This window comes from Legionella beliardensis (assembly GCF_900452395.1).
Lineage (GTDB): Bacteria > Pseudomonadota > Gammaproteobacteria > Legionellales > Legionellaceae > Legionella_C > Legionella_C beliardensis.
In genome coordinates, this window is the sequence record NZ_UGNV01000001.1 from 2,356,798 (window position 1) to 2,383,760 (window position 26,963).

A 26,963-nucleotide genomic window follows, 5' to 3' on the forward strand; every position below is an offset into this window, starting at 1 on the left:
AGTTAACTTAATCAATCGTCTTTGTGAGCCTTCATAAAATGAAAGTAAAGCAAGCAGTCTAATTAAAGCTTGTTCGTCAATTAGGTTTTTTATTGTTTATAGTTCGAGCAAGCTTTAAACTTAATTTCACCTAAATTACAGCAGTTACCTATGGCCATGAAAATGACTGTTATTATAATCATTACCATTAAAATGCTCATGATAATGACTGTCGTATGATTCACGAGGCACATTATAGGGGCGATTATAAGGCCTATAATAACGGTGATAGGATGGAACACGTACGTTATAAGTTCTATGGTAACCTCTTATAGCGTCTGAATTGTCATGTCTATGAATCGTTGTAATTCGCTGAATGAAATCAGAAAAAGAATGCGTGTGATAACGAGTAGCCGAACAAATCCCTAATGATGGCAGCAGTAGTAAAATTAGAAAAAAACGCTTCATAATACCTCCAAGCCACATAAGGAGCGCAATAGTATTATCGCGCTCAGATTATGAATATCAAATGAATTATTTTGCTTTGATTTCAGCTTTCACTTGATTTTTAAGATAAGGAACTATTCTTACAGTTGTCTCTGAACGGGTGTAACCTGAGTAAATGTGGTAACCATTAAACGTGACGATGTCTAAATACATATCTCTGTGGCAATAACCGTAATAATGCAGATCAATATAATGAGGTGCTTCAAAGCTGTAAACATTGAAAGGCGTTAAAGAGCTACCATCATCAAAACGACCATAAACAGTCACATTATCATAGCTATTATTAATGATTTCAATTTCACAATAGCCTGGTGTCATCGCTTTTTTAGCAGAATTAACAGCTTCTGATTTAAGTCCTTCTGCTTTTGGATGAACATGGTGGTTTTCTGCATATGCAGTTGATAATAAACCTAAACCACAAGCAAGCAATAAAGATTTCAGTTTCATAATTACCCCTTTTGTTTTAAAAACAAAAAGCATGGTAACAAAGGATGTCATTTAGTCAATAGGTTTTTTTTGTATTCACAATTATTTTCTTACTACTTCAACTATTAACTAATTGTGGTATATTAGTGCTTAATTAGAATCGAGCAGTTAACTACTTTGATTCTAAATTACTAATAATAATGATTTAATTCAACCCTCCAGCTCTTCACTGCCTGGCTATTTGAAGGACTAACAATGAAAAAGCGCATGGCTATTATGATAATAGCGTTGATAATTGTTTTTGGAGGAATTATTGCCTTTAACTTATTTAAAGGCGTTATGATTAAGCGCTTTTTTAGTCAATACCAATCTGCGCCAGTTACGATCTCGTCTGTAAAAGCAATTCAAAAAAATTGGGAACCACGTATCGCGGCTGTTGGTAATTTCGTTGCTATCAATGGCGTCGAAGTTAACTCGGAAGCCTCAGGTAAGGTCGTTGCGATTCATTTTGATTCAGGGCAATACGTTCAGAAAGACATGCCTTTAATAGATATTGATGACAGTGTTGAACAAGCTCAATTAAAATTTAATCAAGCAGATAAAGATTTAAAAGCCATTAGTTATCAGCGACAAGCCGATTTATATAAGCGAGGCGCCACCCCAAGCTCAAATGTCGATGAAGCTAAAGCTAATTTAGAGCAAGCTCAAGCTAATGTAGAAAAAATAGAAGCACAAATTAGACAAAAACACATTTTAGCCCCCTTTTCAGGAAGAGTAGGTATTCGTCAAGTTAATTTAGGCCAGTACATTTCACCAGGACAAACCTCTATTGTTACTTTACAATCCCTAGATCCGCTCTACCTTGAATTTAATTTACCGGAACAATTCTATAAACGCCTACACCTTCAGCAAAAAATTCAATTTAGTGTCGAAGGTTTACCAAAGCTATTTTTTACTGGTGAAATTACGGCTATCAATGCTAAAGTAGATACCAATACTCACAATATTTTAGTACAAGCAACAGTACCTAACTGCCCTGCTCAAGCCTTACAAGATCCTACCAAATCAAAGTTAATATCTATTAAAAAAGATGAAGATAGAAATATAACAATTATCAACTGCGATACCAATTTAAATACAAAAAATCGTATTAATGAATTCATTTTTATTCCTGGCATGTTTGCCGCAATTAATATAGAGCAGCCTTCTATTCCTAATGTAGTTGTTTTACCTTCTACAGCTATTTCCTATAGCTTATATGGCAATTCAGTATTTCTTATTGAAAAAAATAAGGATGGAAAAAAAGATGAAAAAGGTAACGATATTTTACAGGTAAGACGCGTATTTGTGCATACAGGTGAGCAAGAAGGTAACTATACAATCATCAAGGATGGCATAAGTCCAGGCCAAACAGTAGTAAGCTCAGGTGAACTTAAACTACAAAATGGCACCCGAGTTGTCATTAATAATGATGTCAAACTCAACGATGTAGCAAACCCTGATACGTTAGGGCAGTAATAATGGATACCGTGGTCAAGCCACGGTATTTCGGAGTAAATTAAATAAGCATAGTTATAAGAAAAAATCGCGCTAGCCCTAGCGTCACGTGATTTAGAAAATAGCTTTAAGAATTATTTTTAGGAAAGTGGATGAATTTCACCGATATTTTTATTAAGCGTCCAGTATTAGCTACCGTTATTAGCTTACTCATCTTTTTATTCGGCTTAAATTCATTAACTACCATGCAAATCCGTCAATTTCCTCAAATGGATAATACAGTTATTACGATTACGACCAGTTATCCTGGGGCTGATTCTAATTTGATTGCAGGCTTCATTACCACCCCCTTAGAAGCGGCTGTTGCGAGTGCTGAAGGCATTGATTATATGACTTCTTCTAGTACGCAAGGCTTAAGTACTATAACCTTAACAATTAAATTAAATTTTAACCCGCAAGTTGCCTTTACTGACGTCATGAGTAAAGTACAGCAAACTTTAAATCAATTACCGCCACAAGCACAACAACCAGTCATTATTAAAAGCTCTGATGCCTCAACACCTTTAATGTACATAAGTCTAGATAGTCTTGATATGACACCACAGCAGATTACCGATTATGCCGTGCGTGTCGTACAACCCCAATTACAAACTGTGGATGGTGTAGCGCAAGCGCAAATCTTAGGAGGTGCAACGTACTCCATGCGCATTTTTCTAGACCCTGTCAAAATGGCTGCGTTTAAAGTAACGCCCGCTGATGTTACACAAGTGCTGGCACGCAATAATTTTTTAACTGCAGCTGGAAATACCAAAGGTGAATATGTCGCTCTTAGCATAACGGCTAAAACTGATTTAAATAATACCGAAGAATTTAGCAAGCTTATTGTTAGAAGTGATAAAACAGCAATTATACGTTTAAAAGATATAGGTAAAATAGAATTAGGCTCACAAGACTATAATACAGCGGTAACTTTCAATGGTAAAAAGGCCGTATTTATTGCCATTACTCCAACACCAACGGCTAATCCACTGACAGTTATTAGTAAAGTGCGGAAACTATTTCCTTCTATTACTCGTGAATTTCCTCCATCTTTAACGGGAACTATTGTTTATGATGCAACTGATTTTATTCGAGCCTCCATTAAGGAAGTTATTTTAACTATCATGGAAGCAGCCTTGATTGTTATTGTCGTTATTTTTCTTTTCCTAGGTTCAATTCGCTCAGTTATTATACCTGTAGTCACTATTCCCCTATCACTTATTGGTGTATGTACCTTAATGCTATTTTTAGGGTATTCAATTAATCTATTAACTCTCTTAGCCTTTGTATTAGCTATTGGGTTAGTTGTAGATGATGCGATTGTTGTTGTAGAAAATGTTCATCGTCATTTGGAAGAAGGTAAAACCCCTCTGAGTGCTGCGATAATTGGTGCTCGCGAAATTGCAGTGCCTGTTATTGCAATGACGATTACGCTAGCGGCAGTTTATGCCCCTATTGGCTTTATGGGCGGATTAACAGGTGCTCTTTTTAAAGAATTTGCATTTACTTTAGCAAGTGCTGTGGTTATTTCAGGCATTATTGCGCTTACTTTAACGCCTATGATGTGCTCTAAATTACTCTCTAGCGAAATGAGTTCAGGAAAATTTGCTCATTTTTTAGATAGAAAATTTAATACGATGAAAGTATATTATCAAAGAAAATTACACAGCTTGCTTGATACTAGAGCTATCATGCTTGTGCTTGCTGCTGTCATTTTATTAATGCTACCTTATTTATATTCTACGACGCCTACGGAAACCGCACCTGAAGAAGATCAAGGATTTTTCTTCGTTGTCGGAACAGCGCCTCAATACGCAACAATTAATTATATTGCCGCCTTTACTCAATTATTTGATAAAATTTATAAAAGCTTCCCTGAAACGGCCCACTACTTTAATATTAATACAAGTGCGCCTGTTTCTGGCATGGTCTTAAAACCTTGGGACGAAAGAAGCCGCTCTCAATTTGCCCTAAAACAACCCTTACAACATAAATTAGATCAAGTGGCTGGCTTAAAAACATTTGCTGTTATCCCACCGCCTTTACCAGGGGGCGGCAGTGGTACACCAATTCAATTTGTTATTAAAACAACCAATGATTTTCAGACGCTATTTGAGATATCTAATCAATTACTTAATAAAGCCCAAAAAAGCGGTTATTTCATTTTTCTCGATAACAGCCTTAAATTTAATCAACCTGAAATTGAACTACAAATTAATCGCTCAAAAGCTGCTGATTTAGGTTTAGATATGCAAGATATTGGTAGTAGTTTGACGAGTGCATTATCTGGCAATTATGTTAACTTTTTTAATTTGCAAGGCCGCAGTTATCAAGTTATTCCGCAATTAGATAGGCGATATCGTTTAACCGCAGAGCAACTGGGCAAAATTTATGTGCGCTCTAAAAGCGGTACGATGATTCCTTTATCGACCGTTGTAACACCACTCGAAAAAACACAACCAAATGCTGTTACCCATTTTCAGCAATTAAATTCTGCCACTATTCAAGGGGTAACTATGCCTGGCGTTACCTTAGGGCAAGGTTTAGCGCTTTTGCAAAATGAAGCCAAATCGATTTTACCTCGCGGCTATACGTATGATTTTGGCGGCCAGTCTCGACAGTATATCCAGGAAGGAACTGCTTTAGTTTTTGCCTTCTTCTTATCTATTATTGTCATTTTCTTAGTTTTAGCAGCCCAATACGAAAGCTTTCGGGATCCTTTAATTGTTTTAATTAGCGTACCTATGTCTATATGTGGTGCATTAATTCCACTTAATTTAGGGTTGGCATCCATTAATATTTATACCCAAGTTGGGCTAATTACCTTAATTGGATTAATCAGTAAACATGGCATTTTAATTGTGGATTTTGCTAATCAATTGCAAAGAGAGAAAAAGTTAGACAAACGTGCTGCAGTAGAAGAAGCAGCTGCCATTCGTTTGCGCCCTATTCTCATGACCACTGCTGCAATGGTTTTTGGCGTATTTCCTTTATTGATTGCCAGTGGGGCTGGCGCGGTCAGTCGATTTGATATTGGTATTGTGATTTCTGCTGGTTTATTGATAGGTACTTTTTTTACACTCTTTGTAGTACCAACCATGTATACTTATCTGGCCGCTGACCATCGCCATGAAGGGCCAGATAATTTAGAGACTAAGGCAAATCCGCCGCTGGCTCATAATACTTAATTAATAAGCAAACTCATTTTCTGAAGAAATTGTACAAAGCTTGAAATATTGTCGTCAATAACTGTAAATGCATGTTAAAATCACACGTTTCATGCATTACTACTGATGACAGGCTAAACCATGGATAAGACGTATTCTCCCCAAGCAATAGAGAAATTTCGCTACCAAGACTGGGAAACTCAACATTTTTTCCAACCTCAGGGCGACGGTCCAAATTACTGTATTATGTTACCGCCACCTAATGTAACAGGTAGCCTACATATGGGCCATGGTTTCCAACATACCTTAATGGATATACTCACTCGCTACCACCGTATGCAGGGTAATAAGACGCTATGGCAGCCAGGTACTGATCATGCAGGTATTTCGACGCAACTTGTTGTTGAGCGTCAATTAGAAAATAAAGGCTTACAGCGCAAAGAGTTGACCCGAGAACAGTTCTTAGAACACGTATGGCAGTGGAAAGAAGAGTCTGGCCATCAGATTACATCACAAATGCGGCGAATTGGTTCTTCAGTTGATTGGAAACGTGAGCGCTTTACAATGGATGAAGGCCTTTCTGGGGCCGTGCAAAAAGTATTTGTACAGCTTTATGATGAAGGCTTAATTTACCGCGGGACACGCTTAGTTAACTGGGATCCTAAATTAGGTACAGCGGTTTCGGACTTAGAGGTTATTTCCCAAGAAGAAGATGGTTTTCTATGGCATATTTGCTACCCAATCGTTGACTCTGATGAGTTTCTTATTGTTGCTACCACTCGGCCTGAAACCATGTTAGGTGATGTAGCGGTTGCTGTACACCCAGAGGATACGCGTTATCAGCACTTAATTGGCAAGCAAGTAGCGCTTCCTCTTTGTGATAGGCAAATACCAATTATCGCAGATGATTATGTTGATCGTGAGTTTGGTACAGGTTGTGTAAAAATTACACCTGCTCATGATTTTAACGATCATGAAATTGGCAAACGCCATAACCTTCCTGCTATCAATATTCTTACTAAGAAAGGTGCAATAAACAAAAATGCGCCGCTTAAATACCAAGGTATGGATAGATTTATTGCCCGTAAACAAGTGATTGAAGATTTAACAGAAAAGCAATTACTTATTAAAACAGAACCGCACAAATTGAAAGTTCCTAGAGGCGAAAAATCTAATGTAATTATTGAACCATTATTGACTGATCAATGGTATGTAAAAATAAAACCGTTAGCAGAACCTGCAATTGATGCTGTTAAAAAAGGTGAAATTCGTTTTGTTCCTGAAAATTGGACTAAAACTTACTTCCAATGGATGGAAAATATAGAAGATTGGTGTATCAGCCGTCAACTGTGGTGGGGACACCGTATTCCTGCCTGGTATGATAGCCATGGGCATATTTATGTCGGTTACAGTGAAAAAGATGTTCGCTTTAAATATAAGCTTGATGACGCACTGCATCTTAAGCAAGACGAAGATGTTCTGGATACGTGGTTTTCATCAGCACTGTGGCCTTTTTCTACTTTAGGTTGGCCTGAGCGCACCCCTGAATTAGAACAGTTTTATCCAACTTCTGTGCTAATTACAGGGTTTGATATTATCTTTTTCTGGGTAGCCCGTATGATTATGATGGGCTTAAAATTTACAGGTAAAATACCTTTCAAAGAAGTCTTAATTACCGGTCTTATTCGTGATAGTGAGGGCCAGAAAATGTCTAAATCTAAAGGGAATGTTTTAGACCCTTTAGATATTATTGATGGCATTGATATCGATACCCTAGTGGCTAAACGCACCGCTAATTTAATGCTTCCTTCTTTAAAGGAAAAAATAGCTAAAGCAACTCGTAAAGAATTTCCAGAAGGCATTCCAGCCTTTGGTACCGATGCGCTGCGCTTTACCTTCTGCTCACTCGCATCCTTTGGCCGTAATGTTCGATTTGATCTTCATCGCGTTGAAGGTTATCGAAATTTCTGTAATAAGCTATGGAATGCGGCCCGCTATGTTTTACTTAATACCGAAGAACAAATTGACTTAGAAGATGGTGCTTTTCAATATAGCCCTGCTGATCAATGGATACTCTCTTGCTTACAACACACCATCGCTGATTGCCATCATTATTTAGCGACTTATCGTTTTGACTTATTAGCTAATACTTTGTATGAATTTGTGTGGCATGAATACTGTGATTGGTATTTAGAGTTATCTAAACCTGTTCTTTATGACCCACAAGCACTGGGTGCGATGAAGCGTGGCACCCGAAGAACGCTAATTCATATATTGGATCAAGTATTAAAACTACTACATCCTATTATGCCTTTTATTACTGAAGAAATATGGCAACGCACCAGCAAACTAACCAGTCAGAATAGTGAAAGTATCATGCTCAGCACTTACCCAAAAGTTAATGAGCAATTTATCAATACTGCCTTAGAAGCTCAAATGGCTTGGGTTAAAGAGGTGATTCAATCAGTACGTACCATTCGCAGTGAAATGGGTATTTCACCTGCCAAGCTAATTATGTTGCAAGTTAAGAATGCTTCTGCTGCTGAGAAAGAACGTTTTAAACATTACCATAATATAATAACAACGCTCAGTAAATTAGCTTATATCCATTTTCTAGAGCAAGATGAGGAAGTGCCTATTTCAGCTTCTGCCGTAGTTGGCGAGCTTGAGCTTTTAATTCCTATGGCAGGCCTTATTAATAAAGAAACTGAATTAAGCCGTTTAAATAGAGAAATTGCTAAATTAGAGAAAGACATTACTTTAGCTGAAAGCAAATTGAATAATCCTAAATTTACTGATAAAGCGCCTGCTGAAATTATAGATAAAGAGAGAGAAAAGTTAGCCCAAGCGCAACTTGCAAGAGAAAAATTACAAGTGCATAGACAAACTATTGAAAAGCTTTAATACGCACAGCTTAATCTCGAATCTGTATGGTTTTACAGGTTACGAATAACATTCGCTTGTACCATAAAAGCCATTAAATAGCTTTTATGGTACCTTACTTTAATTAACTCTGATTTAACCTTGACTTAGAAGCAATGAAAATGCTCCAATTACACCTACACCTGATAAAGGTTGGAAATAACTGCCTACCTGCCAAACTGCCTTTGCTTGCTATGCGCTCACCAAAATACTGTTGTTAACAACAGTATTTCTACCCGCAGGAAGATAGGTGAGGTATTAATTGGTTTAATCTGCATCGATCTACTGGAGGGATGATGTTTACCTTAATTTTATGTCTTTTTATTGCTTGCCTGTTTCCTTACCTTGCAAAGATTCCTGTGGTTGTAGCAATGAACAAGCAACCTGGAGGCCACGACAATAAACACCCCAGGGCACAGCAAGCCTCCTTAAAAGGCTGGGGTGCACGCGCGGTTGCAGCGCATCAAAATAGCTTTGAATCACTTCTTATTTTTGCCACAGCTTGCCTAACGGCTATTGCTACACGCCATACAGGTTATACAATTCAAGTGCTTGCCATTATTTATCTCCTTTCTAGAGTAATATACCATGCGTTGTATTTACTTAATTGGTCAACATTGCGTACGACTTTCTGGGCCCTTGGCTATATTGTTTCCTTAGTTATAATTTGGCTATGTATTCCCGTCTAATAGGCCTCTTACCATCAAATACCGTCAGCCCACTTCGCTGGGCTAACTTAAATATTTAATTTATATAAGATTTTTTATAATCACTTAATAAAACCTTAAGAATTCTATGTTAAAAATGCCATAGGTTTAAAAATAATTAAAATAATGGAATTTTTAGATATTGCAGAAAAAATTATTCCAGCCTATGCATCACTCCCATCAGCTGAAAGACATCATTTCCAAAGTACTTCTATAGGACAAGATTTTGTTAAATTAATTAAGAAAATTAAACGGGATACTGCTAATTTTCAAAGCTCTGTTAGTTTATTTAATGTGCTTTTTTCACCATTAGAGACGCGAAGAGAACAATTAATTAATGACATTGACAATAGTATTTCGGATTTTAAAGAAACTTACCAAGACCACCAAGACTATAAGCTAATCAAAGAAAAATGCGATTTCCTGTTACTGCAAGAAGACTTACCGCTACTGCGCTTTCTCAATGAAGACGAACGACGAATAGTTGTTAATACAGAATATTCGCAAACCTATATCAGGCTTAAAGTACATTTAAAACAATCTCTTAAAATAGCTCGCAGTGAATTCGAAAAAGTGCCGAATTGGCAAAATCAAGACACCATAGAAAAGCTAAACACGCAATACCTGTTAGCGAGTGACGTATGGCACCATAGCTTTCAAGATGACATAAAATTAACGGAATTAAGAAATCTAATAAATAGTCAACAAATCGTTGAAGATTTAATTCATCTAGCTAAATTTTTTCCTTTACTTAACTGCCGACTTAATGCAACCAGCCCACAAACAGAGTTTGAAAAATTAATAGCAGCGATTAACCATTCAAACCAAACACCAGAAGAAATATATAACCTAGAAAAAAAGCAACTTAGCGATCTTCTTTACTATTGTATGCAGCAAATTACCTTACATGATTTGCAATTTATTAACTTAAAACAATTTAATAAAGAACAAGCCCAACAGATGGCTGCGGCCAGTTTACAAGCATTTAATGAGCAATCCCAGCTAAGGCTTTGTGAGCTATTGCAAAACTATCATCAAGCACTGAATACCTATGTGTTAAGCCAATTAAAGTTAATAAATGGCAAAGCATGGCAACAAAGTGAACCACTATTGCCCCAAAGTTTACTTAGCTCTCTTTCTCATTTATTAAATCATTCGCTTGTTAATCAAACCAACGAATTTTTACGTCGTCTATCAGATGCACACGCTTTTATTCAAGCTACGGGTTTTGCGACTCAAAATGAAAGCTCATTTTTAGCGATTCTTGACTTTTATAACTATAATCGCTTTGCAGGACAAGTTGCGGAAACAAAATCAATTTTGGCAAGCCTGCTTAATCCTTTTTTACCGCTTTATTTTGAGTACAAAAACATTGCTTTATATGAAAAAAGTATTTTCTTCAAACTTTATCGCACTGTTATGCCCGCACTCGTTGCTGTTGCCTTTATTATTTTAGTCGCAGCCTTACTATCACCATTAGGCTTGCCTGAATTAGCATTTGCTGCAGCATTCATACCAACTTTATTTATTGGAGTTGCGCTTGCTACAAATTATGTGCTTTTAAAAGATAAAATTTATAATGGATTGCGTGAGTTTTATTATGATGGACCCTATAACATTCCTGAGTTTCAAATTAACCAACGCATGTTAACCGCATTTAAAGACCTAAAGACAGCCAATGAGGTTAAAAAATATTATATTCAAGAGCTTAAAACATGCATCGATTTAGATAAGTTTTACCAATCTAAAAAAAAGCAAGGTATCCTAACTACCGAGGAAATAGCAGCACACAAAGAAAATACGGCTAAATTAAACCTCCTCTATTTAGAATGGTATGATATCCATAGCAACAATGAATTAAGCTATACCATCGCGCCAGAAATCATTTTAACTAGATTAAAAAAGGAAGGTTGCAAGGAGTATCAAGCATTAGAAGCAGCCTTAGAGAGTGAATTAGGCGAGCTTAAAAGTTCTATTCATCAAACTGTAAACGATTTAGAAGCAACGTTTAGAGCGCAAGAATTACAGGCTACAGTTAGTAGCACCGTACAGCAAGCACCAGCACTTAAAATACATTATACACCATGCTTATTTAAACCGAGTTTTGTGGCTCATAAAGAAAAAGCTGAGGAATATGATAAACTAATTATAGCCATACAACCAAGTGCCTAAACTTTCTATACCTTCTAGAGAATGATACACCCTAGTGAGAGTGCCTAGTCTAGTAACGAGGATGCAGTAATCATTTTACATACTACAAAGAGCCATATTTTCTTGATGATCACACATCTTAACTTCAGATAATAATTTTTTAAGTGAGCTCTTGATGTAGTTCCTTTGCTTAGCATTAAAATCTTTATGAAGGGGTGGCAGTGAGTAATCCCTAACTTCCATATAAGCATACGTGCCTTTACCATAATTATGAGTTTTTGCATTAAAAAATGCCTCAGGCCATTGCGATGCTGGGCCATGAAAATGATCAAATTCATCACAAATTACCGGTTTTCCTTTTTCAGGTGCTGAAACGGTGCTTAAGATAGTTTTTAATTGGTTATTGTTTATCTTTTGACTTAACAAACGCTTGCTATTATATAAAACAAAAGCATGGTTGATGCTTTTATCAGCAGAATGAATAACGATTTCTTGTACTGTTTGTCGTTCGTTATTTTCAAGTTGGTGCAATAAGCTATTTACGATACTTGCTGCAGCAGCTTCGCCACAAAATCCACTATTCTCATCTCTGCGCATTTTAGCTATTTCTACCGTTCGAGCGATTACTTTAAAATAGTCTTTCAATTGTTCATAATTCTTATGGTCTTTAAATAAAGCATGAAATTTATTGTCAGGGCCATTTTCTAAATTGCGTACTTTGCTATCTATATTTGCTTGATAACGGGCCCTAAGTTGCATCACTTGATCAAATCCTTGCTGAAATTCTGGACTATATTGTAATACCTTATTAGCAAAATGACCGTGCGTATTACAAATGGAACCATATGAATAATCGTCTTTCTCATCTTCTGAGCTTTCTTGCATCGTAGGCGTAAAGCGACTCGAGGCAAGTAAACCCCATATAAAAAACTTTTTCATTGATTCTTTCACTCTAACTCCTTTTTGCTGTCATATTTCAGATAAACACAGTAGAAAACTAAACTAATTATAAGCCCTGATTGCTCATAAATTGAGCAATAATACCATCAATAAAATGTTTTGGCAAATATTTATACAAAATAATTATTAAACTAGCGTCATTTACCAAAATTATTTCGTGTGGGTGTTTGATAATAAAGGAGGTTAACAAATAGCTTGAGTAAAGCCTTGGCTAAAAAGCCAAAGCTCTTGAAGCTTAATTAGGTATCAATACGAGTTAGCACGGATTAGACTTGCATACCCGTTTTTCAATCCAAAAAGTTAATATAAATGTTGATAATATGCCTAATAAAATCCCATAGACATACCATTCTGGCCCTACAATTTTTAAAGCATCTGGCGTATGAAAAATGGAGAAAGGAATAGCTAATATAACATCAACAATAGCTGAGCCTGCGACCAAACCACAAGCAATTAAAGTCCCTCGTTGGTTGCGTTCGATTTTTTGCTCATTAGGAAATGATTTTTTATCTAAGCGGGATTTAACATACATTGCTATCATTCCGCCTAAAAATAAAGGAAATGATGAGGCAATGGGTAAGTACATGCCAATGGCTACACCTAATATTGATAGTCTTAAATACTGATTTAGTTTAAACAATTTAATACAAATTAAGAGCAGTACAATAACTGCTGCACCTAAAAACATCATTGTCCACGGTAGCGTATTACGAAAAACAGCCTCAGTAATGGCTGCCATTAAGGCTGCCGTAGGAGCAGGCAATGATTGGCTTATGTCCATGTCAGCACGAGGCATAACCCCTGCAATACCATAAACATCAAAAAGTAATTGCATGACTGGGGGAATAACTAAAGACGAAACAATAACCCCGATTAAAAGCATGACTTGCTGCCGCCAGGGTGTTGCACCGACTAATTGGCCTACTTTAAGATCTTGTGTATTGTCATTAGCAATGGCTGCAATCCCTGTTACAACAGAACCAATAATAATGGTAATGGCTTCTGCTGCTTTAATTTGATTATTAGTCAAAGGTAGTGGTAAGAAATGGTTGATGATAGTTAATAACATCCAGGCTGCAAATAACATCCCTGCAATCACCACGGAACTTCCTGGACTAGCTGTCACACCTACCATCCCAGACAGGTAACCTGTAATGACAGAAAATAAAAAACCAATAACCAGCACATAAAGGACCGCAGCAAACACTAAGGTCGGCGCAAAATCGCCATCAAGTCCTGTCGCTTCAATTGGAAAAATAAATTGAAAGAATAAAAATAATACGGCGGCCATGATAACAATGCCGCTTAAGATAAAGGGAATTGGAATATCTCTGTCTGTTCTAGGAATTTGAGATGGCCAAGTATGCTTAGTCGTAAAAGCCTTAAGCGATTGGGTAATACTTCTAGCTAAAGGCTTAACCAATAGCAGAAAAGTCCATGTTCCAGCGAATAACATCGCGCCTATCCCCAAATAGCGCATTTCACTGTCCCATAACACGGTAGCTGCCTGAGATAAGGGGTATTGTGCTAAAAATTCAGGATAAAATTGACTCACAATTGGCAAGGCAATGAGCCATGAGATAATAGCACCTAAAAAAATACTAATAGCCATCTCATGGCCTATAAGGTAACCTGCACCAATCATCGTGGCTGAAAAGCCTGCACCAAACCCAAAAATAGACCGTTTAATAACAAACCAGAAGTTAAAATTACTGGTAATAACTTTAAAGCCTACTTGTAAAAGTTCAATTAAGCCGCCAACAGCACCACCAAGAAAAATTTCTCTAACGCCTACCCGTTCACTTGATGATTTTAATACTTCCGCAATCGCCCGCCCTTCAGGAAATCGTAGCGCAGGCTCATGCACTAAAATACGTCTTAAAGGAATAGAAAATAAAACGCCAAGAATCCCACCAATTGCTGCAATAAAAAAATTGGTTAAATAATCAAATCCCTGCCAGTAATGAATAATAATCAGTGCAGGAATCGTATAAACAATTCCCCCGGCAACAGCTTCACCAGCTGACGCGGCAGTTTGCACAGCATTATTTTCTAAAACAGTCGCATTTTTAAATAACCTAAGAATGCCCATTGAAATAATGGCAGCAGGAATAGATGCAGATGTCAAAATCCCTAATTTCAAAGCAAGATAGGAATTTGACATAGCTAACAAGACAGTCAGTATAATCGCGAGTATTATACTGCGTACCGTCAGCTCAGGAATATTTTTCTCTGCAGAAATGTTAGGATTCACGGAATTGGTCATGCATTGCCCCAAACTGCCTTTTGTATATCAAGACGTAATGATGTTGCCAGTGATGATTGCGGAATAATAATTGTTTGTGGGCCGTAAACATAGGCAGCAACTTGATAAGTGTCAAAAATTATTGCTAAACCTTGATCATTAAAATTCCAGTTTTTATAGTTTTTATTGATAGCCTGCGTGCCTTCGTTCACCCACTTTTCATCCGCATTTTCCATTTTAAGTAATTTTGTACGGCAATAATTAGCAATCTCGGTTAAATAATTAGTATTTGGTTTAAAAAGATTGCTTAAACCAATCTGTTTGCCATCAATAAAATTCATTGTTTTTACGGTATTATTAGGGTGTGCTGCCCCTCTTGAATAAGTTGAAATGTTAAATAATAGGCTTACTGCATGATCATTTTGAAAAGCAATTTTATAATCAATATATAAGCTATTTTTACCAGGAAGGTTTGCTGTCAATGGATCTGAGTCTGACATATCTTGGGCATTTTTAACTTTTGTTATGAATGCCTTTACAGCTTGGTCAATTTGACCTTTATTAAAACCTTGCGGGTATTTAACATCTAAAATAAAATTTTTAGTTTCTTTTTTAATTGCGACTGTTTTAGGTTGCGCCCAGATGTGACTTGTAAAAGCCAACATGAAACTTAAGACTAAAATTCTTAATTGATACATATACTTACCCTCCGAGTTTTTTTTAATCAATCCAATGCCCAGCAATCATAGTTACGTGCGGTAATGGATAGCCGAAATGATAACATAATATAGAACTATCATTGACCGACCAACGTACTAAATCAGCCGCTAAGCCCACACCAATAGCACCTACTTCCTGCTCAATACCTAACGCTTTCGCAGCCTTTGTCGTTACACCAGCTAGAACTTCTTCTACAGTTAATCCAAAGAATTGACAAGCCATATTCATCATAAGGGGTAGCGAGGTTGTCGGTGATGAGCCAGGATTACAGTCCGTGGCTATTGCAATACCTATTCCTAATTTGCGCAGCAATGCGATAGGCGGTATTTTTGTACCACGTAAAAAATAAAATGCGCCGGGTAAAAGGACTGCAACCGTACCTTGATTTGCCATTGCCTTTGCACCAACTTCATCTAAAAACTCTAAATGATCGCAAGATAAGGCACCCATTTCCGCTGCAAGCTTACTGGCACCCAGATTGGATAATTGCTCAGCATGGCATTTAATAGGTAGCTTTAACGCCTGTGCTTGTAGAAAAAGCTGTTCGGTTTGTTTATAAGAAAAAGCAATTGCTTCACAAAACACATCGACTGCGTCAACTAGCTCTAATTCCGCCATTGCTGGTAAGACATCTGCACAAAGATAATCAACATAGCCTTGCGTGTTATTAGCAAACTCAGGCGGTATGGCGTGCGCGCCTAAAAAAGTTGTTTTAATACGCATCCCACATAGCTTGCCTAAATGACGCGCAACAGTGAGCATTTTGGTCTCATTCATTAAGTCTAAGCCATAGCCCGACTTAACCTCCACGGTTGTCACGCCTTCGGCACGCATAGCTAATAATCTAGGTAATGACTGCTCAATTAACTCCTCTTGCGACGCTGCTCGAACTTGCTTGACTGTCGACAAAATACCACCACCTGCTCGGGCTATATCACTGTAAGTAGCACCTTCTAAACGCTGTTTAAATTCATGCGCTCGATTGCCACAATAAACTAAGTGCGTATGGCAATCGATTAATCCTGGCGTGATTAGCTGATTGTTACAGTCTTCTCTGCTTACTGCATTGACGGAGGGTAAATCTTTTTCCTGCCCACACCAACTAATTAAACCGTCTTTAATGGCAATAGCTTGTTGAGTTTGCAAATACCCATCAGCATCAATTGTCTGTGCATTGATTAAAAGCCTATCACAAGCAAGCATGCTCTACTCCCAATTTGGTACCACGTGGGGTTTAGTTAACCAAAGATGATGGTGATGGGTTTCATAAATATCCCATTCTGCGGCACTGTACTCATCTTGATTAACCTTAAGTAATAACCAGCTTAAAAAAAGAGCGACGGTACTAGGCTGTATTAAGCGGTTTTCAGCTTTAAGGGTCTTAAAAAATTGAATTTTTTCTTCATCCATAGACTCACTTTGCCGAATTAAAGCTTGCATATCCGTGTCAATAATACCCGGTTTAACACTTGCAAAGGCAACCGTATTACATTCTAATTGCCAGCACCGAGTTAGCATAACAAGTGCTGCTTTTGAGACACAATAAGTAGCCCAGCCTGCGACCGGAAAATAGGCAGCGCCAGAGCCAATGGTTAAAACTCGCCCACCTTGTAATTTATCAAGAAGCAATTGAGTAAGAAATAGAGGTGCGTTAAGATTGGTTGCAAGCGTTTGCTGCCATGCAGTTTCGGTGATAGCAGTTACAGGCGCGATAGGGTCAATGACACCTGCATTATGAATTAAGCCTTTAAGGGTTGGCTTATCATTTAAAGAGGATAAAATAGCCTGACGACCTTCGGCATTCGCCACATCCGCACAGCAAATAGAAATTAAGGAAGAATAAGAGGCTGTTTCTATTAAAGCCTGCTCGCGACGACCGGCAATTAGAACCGAGTAACCTTGGTCTGCTAATATGTGCGCTAGAGCACGACCAATACCGCTACCACCGCCAGTAATGATAAACATTATCTCTCCTTAACTAGCTCTAAAGAGTTAAATAGGCCATTCTACCGAAAACAATGAACAATGCTAATAAACATTTCAAAATTGGCTAATTTTAACACTTTTTTCCCATAAAAATTGCTATAAATTAAGTTTATTTACGTGTTAACTGGCGCTATTATATCCTGATTAAGGAGAGCCTATGTTACCTGAAATTAATAATTACGAGCCCCCCATCACCTCAATTTGGCAAGGACGTAAAGACAGCCTCCCACATGAGCGTTTCTTTCAAGCTATTAAAGCTTATGATATTCGTATTCATTCACTACAAGATATTAAATCCCAAACTGTTTTCTTAGGATTTAATAGTGACGAAGGCATAAGGCGTAATGAAGGCCGACTAGGCGCTAAAGAAGGGCCAATGGCTTTAAGGGAGCAATTAGCCAAGCTTCCTTGGCATGCTAAACGTCAGCTTTATGATTTAGGTAATATCGCTTGCAAACAGCAAGACTTAGAAGAAGCGCAACATCAATTTGCTGACATCATTAGGCAATGCCATGAACATCACTGCAAAACGATTGCCTTAGGCGGCGGTCACGAAATTGCTTGGGGACATTTCTTAGGCCTGACTAATCACTATCCTAAGCTAGGCGTCATCAATTTTGATGCCCATTTTGATTTGCGCCCTACTAATCAAGCAAATCAAAGTACCTCTGGAACACCTTTTTATCAAATACAGCGCTACTGTGCGAGCAAGAATAGACCTTTTAATTACTGCTGCCTAGGTATTCAACCCCATGCTAATACAGAAAGTCTGTTTAAACTCGCAAAAGATTACAACGTCTCCTTTTTAACTGCCCAACAAATGAATGAATTAGGCCTTAAGCAGCAAATTAAATTTATTAAAGAATTTATTAGCAAACAAGAAGCTATTTATTTAAGCATTTGCCTCGATACGTTTGCTGAAGCTTTTGCACCAGGCGTGAGCGCACCACAAGCGCTAGGCTTGTTACCCGGGCAGGCTGTACCACTGTTGCAATACATCATACAAACTGGCAAAGTAGTTAGTATTGATATTGCTGAGCTCTCGCCACCGCTTGACCAGGGTCAGAAAACAGCGCGTTTAGCAGCAATGCTAATAGCAGAACTATTAGAATCTTATTAATAAATTTCTTTTAATCGATAAATGTTAAAATAGGCTATCTATCATTAATTAACAATTAAACTATTTATTAAAATCATGATGAGGCTTATAGTAGTTCCAAAAAATTCATGCAAGGAGCATTACGAATGAAAAAAACTATGTTGTTCGGCGGGTTATTAACTATAATAAGCAGTTCTATATATGCTGAGGCCAGTGATGCTTTAGTCAATGCAACCTTAGATAGCTATGCAAAAGTAGCGGCTAATTCTATCGCAACTAATTCTATCACTGATACTAAGCAAATTACGCTAGCCCAAAATGATACAGCTAATGTCTATGCGGCTGCGCCTAGTACCACCACAACGACAACCACACAAAAAGTTGTTGTTCCAGCAACCACTACAACGACTGCACCCGCTACAACGACAGTACCCGCTACTACGACAACGACCGTTCCAACCACAACCACTGTTCCAACTACCACTACAACTGCGCCAACAACCACAGTTATTACTAATCCTTCATCCACTACAACAACGACAGCAACAGTACCTGCAACTGGCACAACGTCCATGGCTCAGCCTATGAATTGTAGTTACCACATTCCACCTGAAACAACTCAGATTGAGCACTCTATTATTATGCAGTGGGCAAATAATGCTACTCGGCAATCGTTTGATTTTGATCATGTCAATATTGCTCAGCAATTAACAAATCTAAGGCCATGTTATACCGAACAAGGCTGGCAGAGTTTTAATGATGCATTAAATAAATCGGGTAATTTAGGTGCTATTCGTACGCAAAAACTTATGGTAACAAGTACTATTGATGGCAATATTACAGTCACTAATGTGAAAGATAATCAATGGCGAGTGCGTGTTCCTCTGCAAGTTATTTATCAAAATGAAAAACAAAAATTAACCCAACTTCTAACTGTCGATTTAATCGTTGGCCGTAAAATTTCTGGCGATTTAGGTATTATGCAGATGATTGCGTCCCCAAGACAAGCGGTCACCACAGCCCCTGGAACAACCACTACCAATTCAGGCACAGTCATTATCAAAGAGCCAGCAAGTGTAGTTCCTTAAATCTTTCTTAATTAACAAATTTTAGATAAATCTAAATGGATACCGCGGTCAAGCCGCGGTAATTCGGTATTTTCTTTTTATCTAGCTTGTCTTTCCTTCTTTCAACGATGTAGCCTGGGTGCAACGAAGTGAAACCCGGGTTACGCTCCTCTGGACCTGCACCCAGGCTACATTGTAACCGTTTCCCTACCTACGAGTGTTCTAGATGTCATGTTTAAGTCGCAAAGTAAAACAACTTATCTTTTAAATTCCATTCAATTACCTATCCTCATCAGCATAAGGTAAAATGGTAACCTGAGTGCCAATGGTCATAAACTGTTCATTCAGCCATTTTGCGGCGCTTGGTAAAACTCGCACGCAACCATGACTGGAGTTAGCATAAGGTACTTCGTAAGCTGCATGAATTGTATAACCTTGATGGAAATACATACAGTAAGGCATTTTAGCACCGCCTGTAGTTTCTACAGGATATTCACCCGATAAACAATCTACACCACGCTTATTATAAACGCGGAAAGTACCTGTGACTGTCCGGCAAGGCTGTCCGACATCTTCACAAAAATCCTTACCGCCTGACGCGCTACCAGTCATGACCCGATGTCCTTCAGCATCATAAGCAGCCCAGGCATAGGCTTTGGGATCAAAAATAAATTGCTTTCTACCCGTAGCAGGCGCCTGAATTGGAAAATAATCGCGTCCTCGCTTATCACGTAGATAATGAGTCGTCCTATGCATGTAACCATTATCATCTGCAATTAACGTTGATTCATCATACTCAACGCAACTTGATAGCCCAACACAAACAGTTAGACCAACCCAACACAACTTATTCATGGTAATCTCCGCTACAGGATGAATTCAGGCATCTTAATGTCACATTAGGCGCTTAACCGACGATATTTAATTCTTGAAGGTCGATTAGCATCATCACCTAGGCGTTTTTTTCTATCCGCCTCATACTCACTGTAATTACCTTCCATGAATGTTACTTGTGAATCGCCTTCAAAAGCCATTAAGTGGGTACATATTCTATCTAAAAACCACCGATCATGAGAAACAACAATAACACACCCAGGAAAATTTAATAGAGCCTCTTCTAGAGCGCGAAGTGTTTCTACGTCGAGATCATTACTGGGCTCGTCAAGCAATAAGACATTGGCCCCACGTTTAAGAAGTTTTGCCAAATGCACGCGATTGCGCTCACCACCAGAAAGTTGTGACATTTTCTTTTGTTGATCAGCGCCTTTAAAATTAAAACGACTAACATAAGCACGAGATGGCATTTGAAATGAGCCTACTTGAATAATATCTTGCGCGTCTGATATTTCTTCCCATACCGTTTTAGTATCATCTAGATGATCACGCGTTTGATTAACATAAGCTAAATCAACAGTCTCTCCTAGACGAATGTCACCACTATCAGGCGTTTCTTGGCCAGTTAATAATTTAAGAAACGTAGACTTTCCAGCACCATTAGGCCCAATTATACCTAACACACCACCTTTAGGTAGTTGAAAACTTAAATCATCAATCAACAAACGATCACCAAACGCCTTACGAAGATGAGTGGCTTCAATCACTAAATCACCTAAACGCTCGCCTGGTGGAATATAAATCTCATTGGTTTCATTTCTTTTTTGAAATTCTTTTGAACGCATTTCTTCAAAGCGTGCTAGACGATCTTTATTTTTAGCATGTCGACCTTTAGGTGAGGTACGAACCCATTCTAATTCTGCTTTTATGGCTCGTTGGTGAGCTGCTTGTTGCTTTTCTTCTATAGCTAGGCGATTTTCTTTTTGCTCAAGCCAGGACGTATAGTTACCCTTATAAGGAATGCCTTCACCTCTATCTAACTCAAGTATCCACTCAGCCGCATTATCAAGAAAATAGCGATCATGGGTTACCGCCACGACGGTGCCAGGAAATTCTTCAAGATAACGTTCAAGCCAAGCTACACTTTCAGCGTCTAAATGGTTAGTAGGCTCGTCGAGTAATAACATATCTGGATTAGATAAGAGCAATCGACACAAAGCCACTCGACGCAATTCTCCACCTGAGAGATGACTGATTTTAGCGTCCCAATCAGGTAGGCGCAGCGCATCTGCCGCAATATCTAACCTGCGATCTAAATCCCAGGCGTCACATGCTTCAATTTCAGTTTGTAACTGCCCTTGTTTCTCAAGTAATGCCGTCATTTCATCCTCGCTCATAGGCTCGGCAAAACGCATACTAATTTCATCAAATTCTTTTAATTTATTTTTTATTTCAGCAACGCCCTCTTCAACCACTTCGCGAACGTTTTTAGTAGCATCTAATTTTGGTTCCTGCGCAAGATAGCCAATTTTAATACCGGGCTGTGGTCTTGCCTCGCCATTAAATTGTTGATCAATACCGGCCATTATTCGTAATAATGTAGATTTACCAGAGCCATTTAAGCCTAATACGCCAATCTTAGCACCTGGATAAAAGCTTAAAGAAATATCTTTAAGAATTACCCGCTGATTATCAACCACCTTGCTTACGCGGTTCATAGTGTAAATATATTGCGACATGAATACTCCATTCTTTAAAGAAGTTGGTGCAGAAAATAAACTAAACGACCTTTCTATACAAGGCTTAATCTGCACCTAATAATGCGAGTTGGCTATGACTACCCCTTATGTCCAATCAAGTATCACTTTACCGGATTGGCCAGAGGCCATAATTTGAAAAGCATTTTGATAGTCGTCAACATGAAATCGATGGGTAATAACGGGTGATATGTCTAAACCACTTTGCAACATGGCAATCATTTTATACCAGGTTTCAAACATTTCTCGCCCATAAATTCCTTTAATAGTTAATCCTTTAAAGATGACTTGATTCCAGTCAATCGATGTTTCCTGTGGTGGGATTCCTAAGAGCGCAACATGGCCGCCATGGTTCATCGCTTTGACCATGTCATTTAATGCGATAGGATTGCCTGACATTTCAAGGCCTACGTCAAATCCTTCTAGCATGCCTAATTCTTTAACCACATCTGCTATGTTTTGATATTTTACATTAATAGCGCGGGTAGCACCCATTTGACGCGCTAACTCTAAACGATGATCATTTACATCAGTGATAACTACATGACGTGCGCCAATGTGTTTGACGATAGCTACTGCCATAATACCAATTGGACCTGCTCCTGTGATTAATACATCTTCACCCACGACATCAAAAGCTAATGCGCAATGGGTCGCATTACCGAATGGATCAAGAATAGCGGCTTGCTCACCAGTTATATTATCAGGTAGCGCTAGAACATTACTTGCCGGTATCGCCAAATATTCACCAAAACAACCCGGACGATTTACACCAACGCCAAGTGTATTGCGACACAAATGACGCTTACCAGCACGGCAATTTCTACACATGCCACAGGTAAGATGGCCTTCGCCAGAAACACGCTGTCCTATTTCTAAGCCCCTTACCTCGCGGCCAAGTGCCACAATTTCACCATAAAATTCATGCCCGACAGTCATTGGCACAGGAATAGTCGCTTGTGCCCAATCATCCCACGAGTAGATATGAATATCTGTACCACAAATAGCAGTTTTATGAATTTTAATTAAAACATCATTAACGCCATAGTCAGGAACCGGCACATCCTGCATCCAAATTCCAGGTTCACGTTTAGCTTTGACTAATGATTTCATATTTCTCCTACGTATTAATTAATTCTAGCTAGAAAATTTATAAATCGCTTGTTATAGCGTCACCCCCTAAGCTTTATACTTCGTTGCAAGCTCTCGCTCGGCTCAATCATGTACTTCAATGTACACTCCTTCGCCTCACTCCCTTGCGCCTCGTCTAAAACTTAGTGGATAACGCTATAGTTTGTACCGGCAAATTAGCGTTTATATCCTTACTTAATAATATTAAGTAACTTTCCTACCTTGGAGAATGCTGCTAACGCTTGGTCTAAATGTTTTATTTCATGGGCTGCTGACATTTGAGTGCGAATACGAGCTTTACCCTTAGGCACAACAGGGTAAGAAAAACTAACCACATACACACCTTCTTGTAGTAAAAGCTCAGCCATCTTTGCTGCAAGACTTGCATCTTCAAGCATTACAGGAATAATAGGATGCTCTCCTGGAATTAAATTAAATCCAAGGTCAGTCATGCCCTTGCGAAAATACTGACTATTGCGTTTAAGCTTTACTAATAATTCATTCGAATTTTCTAATAAATTAAGTACTTCAATGGATGTTTGCGCAATCATCGGCGCTAACGTATTAGAAAACAAATAAGGTCGTGACCGTTGGCGAAGCCAGTCGACAAGGACCGCATGACTTGCTGTATAACCACCCGATGCCCCGCCTAGGGCTTTACCTAGCGTACCAGTTAGAATATCGATTCTTTCTGCAACGCCACAATACTCAGGAGTACCGCGACCTGTGTCGCCCATAAAGCCTACCGCATGAGAATCATCAACCATAACCATAGCATCATATTTATCAGCTAATTCACAAATTGCAGGTAGATTAGCGATAATACCATCCATCGAGAAAACACCATCTGTTGCAATTAAGCGAAAACGAGCGTCTTTGGCTGCAATTAATTGAGTTTCGAGATCACGCATATCATTATTAGCATAGCGAAAACGAGCCGCTTTACATAAGCGCACGCCATCAATAATACTGGCATGATTTAAGGCATCACTGATAATTGCATCCTCAGGCCCTAATAGTGTTTCAAATAAGCCAGTATTCGCATCAAAACAAGAAGAATAAAGAATGGTATCGTCTTTACCAAGAAAATGGCTAATCTTCTTTTCTAATTGTTTATGAGGCGTCTGTGTCCCACAAATAAAGCGCACTGATGCCATACCATAACCATATTCTTCTAATGCCTTTTGACCTGCACGAATTAAATCGGGATGATTTGCTAAACCTAAGTAATTATTAGCACATAAATTAATGACTTCTTCGTTTTGTACTTGTACTTGAGCCTGCTGTTGACTAGCAATAACTCGCTCTGATTTATAAAGCCCTTCACTTTTAATAACTTCTAACTCACTGTGCAAATGGTCAAGAAATCGCTCTTGCATTGCGTGCTCCTAATAAAAAACAAAATTAATATAATCATATCAAATTTTACACACTCGCACTATCATATACCCATTCAAACTGAAAGTTGCATGGGTATAGCGCTTAAGTTAATGATAAATGCTTGATAAAACTTTTATGAATCAATCGCACCTTTTATCAATTCTTGCTAAAATAGCCGCAACCTTTTAACCTATCTGATTCCTTTAATGGTATTTCGCAAATGATTAGTCAAAATGCACGCATTAATATGATTAAGCAGCAGCTTAGAACAGGCGACGTTCTTAATGAGAATATATTAGCCTTGTATGATAAATTTCCTCGCGATGAATTTGTTCCTAGAGCAATGCAGCGATTTGCTTACTCTGATATGCAAATTCCACTTGATCATGACCAACGAATGATGACTCCTTTAGAAGAAGGACTCATTTTAGGGGCACTAAATTTACAAAAAAATGAAGTTATTTTAGAGGTAGGTACTGGAACAGGTTATTTCACCGCTTTGCTAAGTAGTCTCGCTCAGAAAGTAATTAGTATTGATTATTTTCAAGACTTCACTAATATGGCTGCTGGCAATTTAAAAAAACATCATTGCAATAACGTTGAATTAATTACAGGTGACGCTTGTAATGGTTGGCTTGATAAAGCGCCTTATGATGTTATTGTTATGACGGGCGCAATCGATTCTATTACTGATACCTTACGTCTACAAATTTTACCAGGCGGTAGAATCTTTGCAATTATTGGTAAAGAACCTGTTATGCAAGCTATGCTGTTTACTTTAGGATTAGATGGTAGATGGACTGAAGAGTTAATATTTGAAACCTGCATTCCACCTTTGATTAACAAGTTAAAGCCTAAAGAATTTATTTTCTAGGATTCTCGCGCATGAAAAAAATGCTGTTTCTGCTATTTGCTATTTGCTTCGCTGGTCAATCGCATGCAACAGACTTAATGGATATCTATCAACAAGCCTTAGAAAATGATCCATTTTTTAAAGAAGCTTACAGCACCTATATGTCAACCAGCGAATCCATTCCCATTGCGCGCTCTGCGCTTTATCCGCAGGTTAATGTGAATGCATTAGTTAGCAGAAATATACAGGATATTCGCTCAACTAATCTTGCTATTGAACAAACTTACAACAGCAACCAATGGCAAATTAGTGCCTCGCAACCTGTATTTAACTTTCAAGCCTGGGCTTTAGTACAGCAGGCCAAAGCGTCAGTAAAAGCGGCACAAGCAACCTTTAACAATGCAGCTCAAGACCTTATTTTACGCACTGCTAGAGCCTATTTCGAAGTATTATTAGCTAGAGATACATTAATTTTTGCCGAAGCAAAGCAGCGTGCTAATAGGCGTCAGCTCGAGCAAGCAGAAGAGCGGTTTCGTGTGGGTTTAGATGCTATTACTTCTGTTTATGAAGCACGCGCAGCCTTTGATCAATCAGTTGCTGAAGTAATTACTGCACGTAATAATTTAGTTAATCAAAGTGAAAATTTACGTAAATTAACCAATCATGTTTATGAGTATTTAGCACCATTAAGAGATAGTCGCATTCCTCTTATTCGGCCTGAGCCAAACAATGTTAATGAATGGGTCGATACGGGGCTTAAACAAAATTATAATTACTACGCTGCTAAATATAGCCTGCAAGCCGCACGCGAAAATATTCGTGTACAAGCAGGTGGTGGTTGGCCTACTTTAGCTATTCAAGCGAATAGTACTCAAACCCATAATAATATTAATGGTGCTGGTAACTTTTTTGCACCTTCTCGCCAAACATCATCAAATATTGCCCTGGCTTTAAATTTTCCCGTGTTACAAGGCGGATTAGTTACCGCACAAACCAGACAAGCCCAATTTGATTTTCAATCTGCCAGTGAACGCTTAGAGCGAGCTTACCGGGATGTGGTTGTTAATAGCCGTATTGCTTTTAATACAATTACCGATGGTATCAGTAAAGTTAGAGCAGATAGACAAACTGTCATTTCGCAGCAACGTTCACTTGAAAGTACAGAAGCGCAATTTCAAGTAGGAACTCGAACGATGGTTGATGTTGTTAATGCCCAGCAACGATTATTTGAAGCACAACGGCAATTAGCAGCAGATCAATACAATTTAATTAATGCCGGGCTCAATCTTAAGTATCTAGCAGGCACACTCAATGTGAATGATCTTGAAGAAATAAATTCTTGGTTGATTACTACCCGTATCAATCGCTTTCCTCCTCCGTTGCCTCGTAGAGGTAAAATAAAAAGTAAGCGAATCATCCACAAGGTAAGTCATACTAAAGTAATAAAAGCCAAGTAGTTAACTAGCATTCGCTTAAGTAGTGCTAACTTTATTTAAAAAAGTAAATGTAGCCTGGGTGCAGGCCTTTAGGCCGGAA

At 38.3% G+C, this 26,963-nt stretch carries 20 protein-coding genes; 9 read left to right on the forward strand and 11 right to left on the reverse strand.

The window, feature by feature from the left end:
• Window positions 1–144: 144 nt before the first annotated feature.
• Complete coding sequence (locus tag DYE47_RS15955; protein WP_131750071.1) at window positions 145–447, reverse strand: hypothetical protein; 303 nt, start codon at window positions 445–447, stop codon at window positions 145–147.
• Between the two features lie 66 nt (window positions 448–513).
• Window positions 514–933 carry a hypothetical protein gene (locus DYE47_RS10410; RefSeq protein ID WP_115303206.1) on the reverse strand — a complete coding sequence of 140 codons (420 nt, stop codon included), beginning with the start codon at window positions 931–933 and terminating at the stop codon, window positions 514–516.
• A 234-nt stretch (window positions 934–1,167) separates the two neighbouring features.
• Between DYE47_RS10410 and DYE47_RS10415 the strand changes: the two genes are divergently transcribed.
• The 5 genes from DYE47_RS10415 to DYE47_RS10435 all read left to right on the forward strand — a co-directional run bounded on the left by DYE47_RS10415 (window position 1,168) and on the right by DYE47_RS10435 (window position 11,416).
• Complete coding sequence (locus DYE47_RS10415; protein ID WP_115303207.1) at window positions 1,168–2,430, forward strand: efflux RND transporter periplasmic adaptor subunit; 1,263 nt, start codon at window positions 1,168–1,170, stop codon at window positions 2,428–2,430.
• 131 nt (window positions 2,431–2,561) lie between these two features.
• On the forward strand, window positions 2,562–5,636 hold the full coding sequence (locus tag DYE47_RS10420; RefSeq protein ID WP_115303208.1) for an efflux RND transporter permease subunit: 3,075 nt from the start codon (window positions 2,562–2,564) through the stop codon (window positions 5,634–5,636).
• Window positions 5,637–5,756: 120 nt separating this feature from the next.
• A complete protein-coding gene (locus tag DYE47_RS10425; RefSeq protein WP_115303209.1) occupies window positions 5,757–8,519 on the forward strand; it encodes a valine--tRNA ligase in 2,763 nt (920 codons plus the stop codon).
• Between the two features lie 314 nt (window positions 8,520–8,833).
• Complete coding sequence (locus tag DYE47_RS10430; protein ID WP_115303210.1) at window positions 8,834–9,226, forward strand: MAPEG family protein; 393 nt, start codon at window positions 8,834–8,836, stop codon at window positions 9,224–9,226.
• 144 nt (window positions 9,227–9,370) lie between these two features.
• Window positions 9,371–11,416 (forward strand): hypothetical protein, encoded by a 2,046-nt coding sequence (locus DYE47_RS10435; RefSeq protein WP_115303211.1) that lies wholly within the window; start codon window positions 9,371–9,373, stop codon window positions 11,414–11,416.
• Between the two features lie 75 nt (window positions 11,417–11,491).
• Here DYE47_RS10435 and DYE47_RS10440 read toward each other — a convergent pair whose 3' ends face one another.
• The 5 genes from DYE47_RS10440 to DYE47_RS10460 form a co-directional block, all read right to left on the reverse strand.
• Entirely contained in the window at window positions 11,492–12,346 is an 855-nt protein-coding gene (locus DYE47_RS10440) for a hypothetical protein (protein WP_115303212.1), read from the reverse strand.
• Between the two features lie 265 nt (window positions 12,347–12,611).
• Window positions 12,612–14,621 (reverse strand): OPT family oligopeptide transporter, encoded by a 2,010-nt coding sequence (locus DYE47_RS10445; RefSeq protein WP_115303213.1) that lies wholly within the window; start codon window positions 14,619–14,621, stop codon window positions 12,612–12,614.
• Entirely contained in the window at window positions 14,618–15,298 is a 681-nt protein-coding gene (locus DYE47_RS10450; RefSeq protein WP_115303214.1) for a DUF3298 and DUF4163 domain-containing protein, read from the reverse strand. The genes DYE47_RS10445 and DYE47_RS10450 overlap by 4 nt, the downstream gene beginning before the upstream one ends.
• A gap of 22 nt (window positions 15,299–15,320) precedes the next feature.
• Window positions 15,321–16,523 (reverse strand): imidazolonepropionase, encoded by a 1,203-nt coding sequence (hutI, locus tag DYE47_RS10455; RefSeq protein WP_115303215.1) that lies wholly within the window; start codon window positions 16,521–16,523, stop codon window positions 15,321–15,323.
• Window positions 16,524–16,526: 3 nt separating this feature from the next.
• Complete coding sequence (locus DYE47_RS10460; RefSeq protein ID WP_115303216.1) at window positions 16,527–17,285, reverse strand: SDR family NAD(P)-dependent oxidoreductase; 759 nt, start codon at window positions 17,283–17,285, stop codon at window positions 16,527–16,529.
• A 178-nt stretch (window positions 17,286–17,463) separates the two neighbouring features.
• On the opposite strand from DYE47_RS10460, the gene hutG reads away from it, so the two are divergent.
• Complete coding sequence (gene hutG / locus DYE47_RS10465; RefSeq protein WP_115303217.1) at window positions 17,464–18,426, forward strand: formimidoylglutamase; 963 nt, start codon at window positions 17,464–17,466, stop codon at window positions 18,424–18,426.
• Between the two features lie 125 nt (window positions 18,427–18,551).
• Complete coding sequence (locus DYE47_RS16405) at window positions 18,552–19,493, forward strand: DotI/IcmL family type IV secretion protein (RefSeq protein ID WP_242604197.1); 942 nt, start codon at window positions 18,552–18,554, stop codon at window positions 19,491–19,493.
• Window positions 19,494–19,751: 258 nt separating this feature from the next.
• Here the strand turns inward: DYE47_RS16405 and DYE47_RS10480 are convergent, their stop codons facing one another.
• The 4 genes from DYE47_RS10480 to DYE47_RS10495 form a co-directional block, all read right to left on the reverse strand.
• Window positions 19,752–20,327 carry a L,D-transpeptidase gene (locus tag DYE47_RS10480; RefSeq protein WP_115303220.1) on the reverse strand — a complete coding sequence of 192 codons (576 nt, stop codon included), beginning with the start codon at window positions 20,325–20,327 and terminating at the stop codon, window positions 19,752–19,754.
• A 44-nt stretch (window positions 20,328–20,371) separates the two neighbouring features.
• Window positions 20,372–22,045 (reverse strand): energy-dependent translational throttle protein EttA, encoded by a 1,674-nt coding sequence (gene ettA / locus DYE47_RS10485; protein ID WP_115303221.1) that lies wholly within the window; start codon window positions 22,043–22,045, stop codon window positions 20,372–20,374.
• Window positions 22,046–22,150: 105 nt separating this feature from the next.
• Window positions 22,151–23,176 (reverse strand): L-threonine 3-dehydrogenase, encoded by a 1,026-nt coding sequence (gene tdh, locus DYE47_RS10490; protein WP_115303222.1) that lies wholly within the window; start codon window positions 23,174–23,176, stop codon window positions 22,151–22,153.
• 209 nt (window positions 23,177–23,385) lie between these two features.
• Entirely contained in the window at window positions 23,386–24,573 is a 1,188-nt protein-coding gene (locus DYE47_RS10495; protein ID WP_115303223.1) for a glycine C-acetyltransferase, read from the reverse strand.
• A gap of 221 nt (window positions 24,574–24,794) precedes the next feature.
• Between DYE47_RS10495 and DYE47_RS10500 the strand changes: the two genes are divergently transcribed.
• Together DYE47_RS10500 and DYE47_RS10505 are read left to right on the forward strand one after the other, a co-directional pair.
• Complete coding sequence (locus DYE47_RS10500) at window positions 24,795–25,448, forward strand: protein-L-isoaspartate O-methyltransferase family protein (protein WP_115303224.1); 654 nt, start codon at window positions 24,795–24,797, stop codon at window positions 25,446–25,448.
• An 11-nt stretch (window positions 25,449–25,459) separates the two neighbouring features.
• Window positions 25,460–26,884 (forward strand): TolC family outer membrane protein, encoded by a 1,425-nt coding sequence (locus tag DYE47_RS10505; RefSeq protein WP_115303225.1) that lies wholly within the window; start codon window positions 25,460–25,462, stop codon window positions 26,882–26,884.
• The last annotated feature ends 79 nt before the right edge of the window (window positions 26,885–26,963 follow it).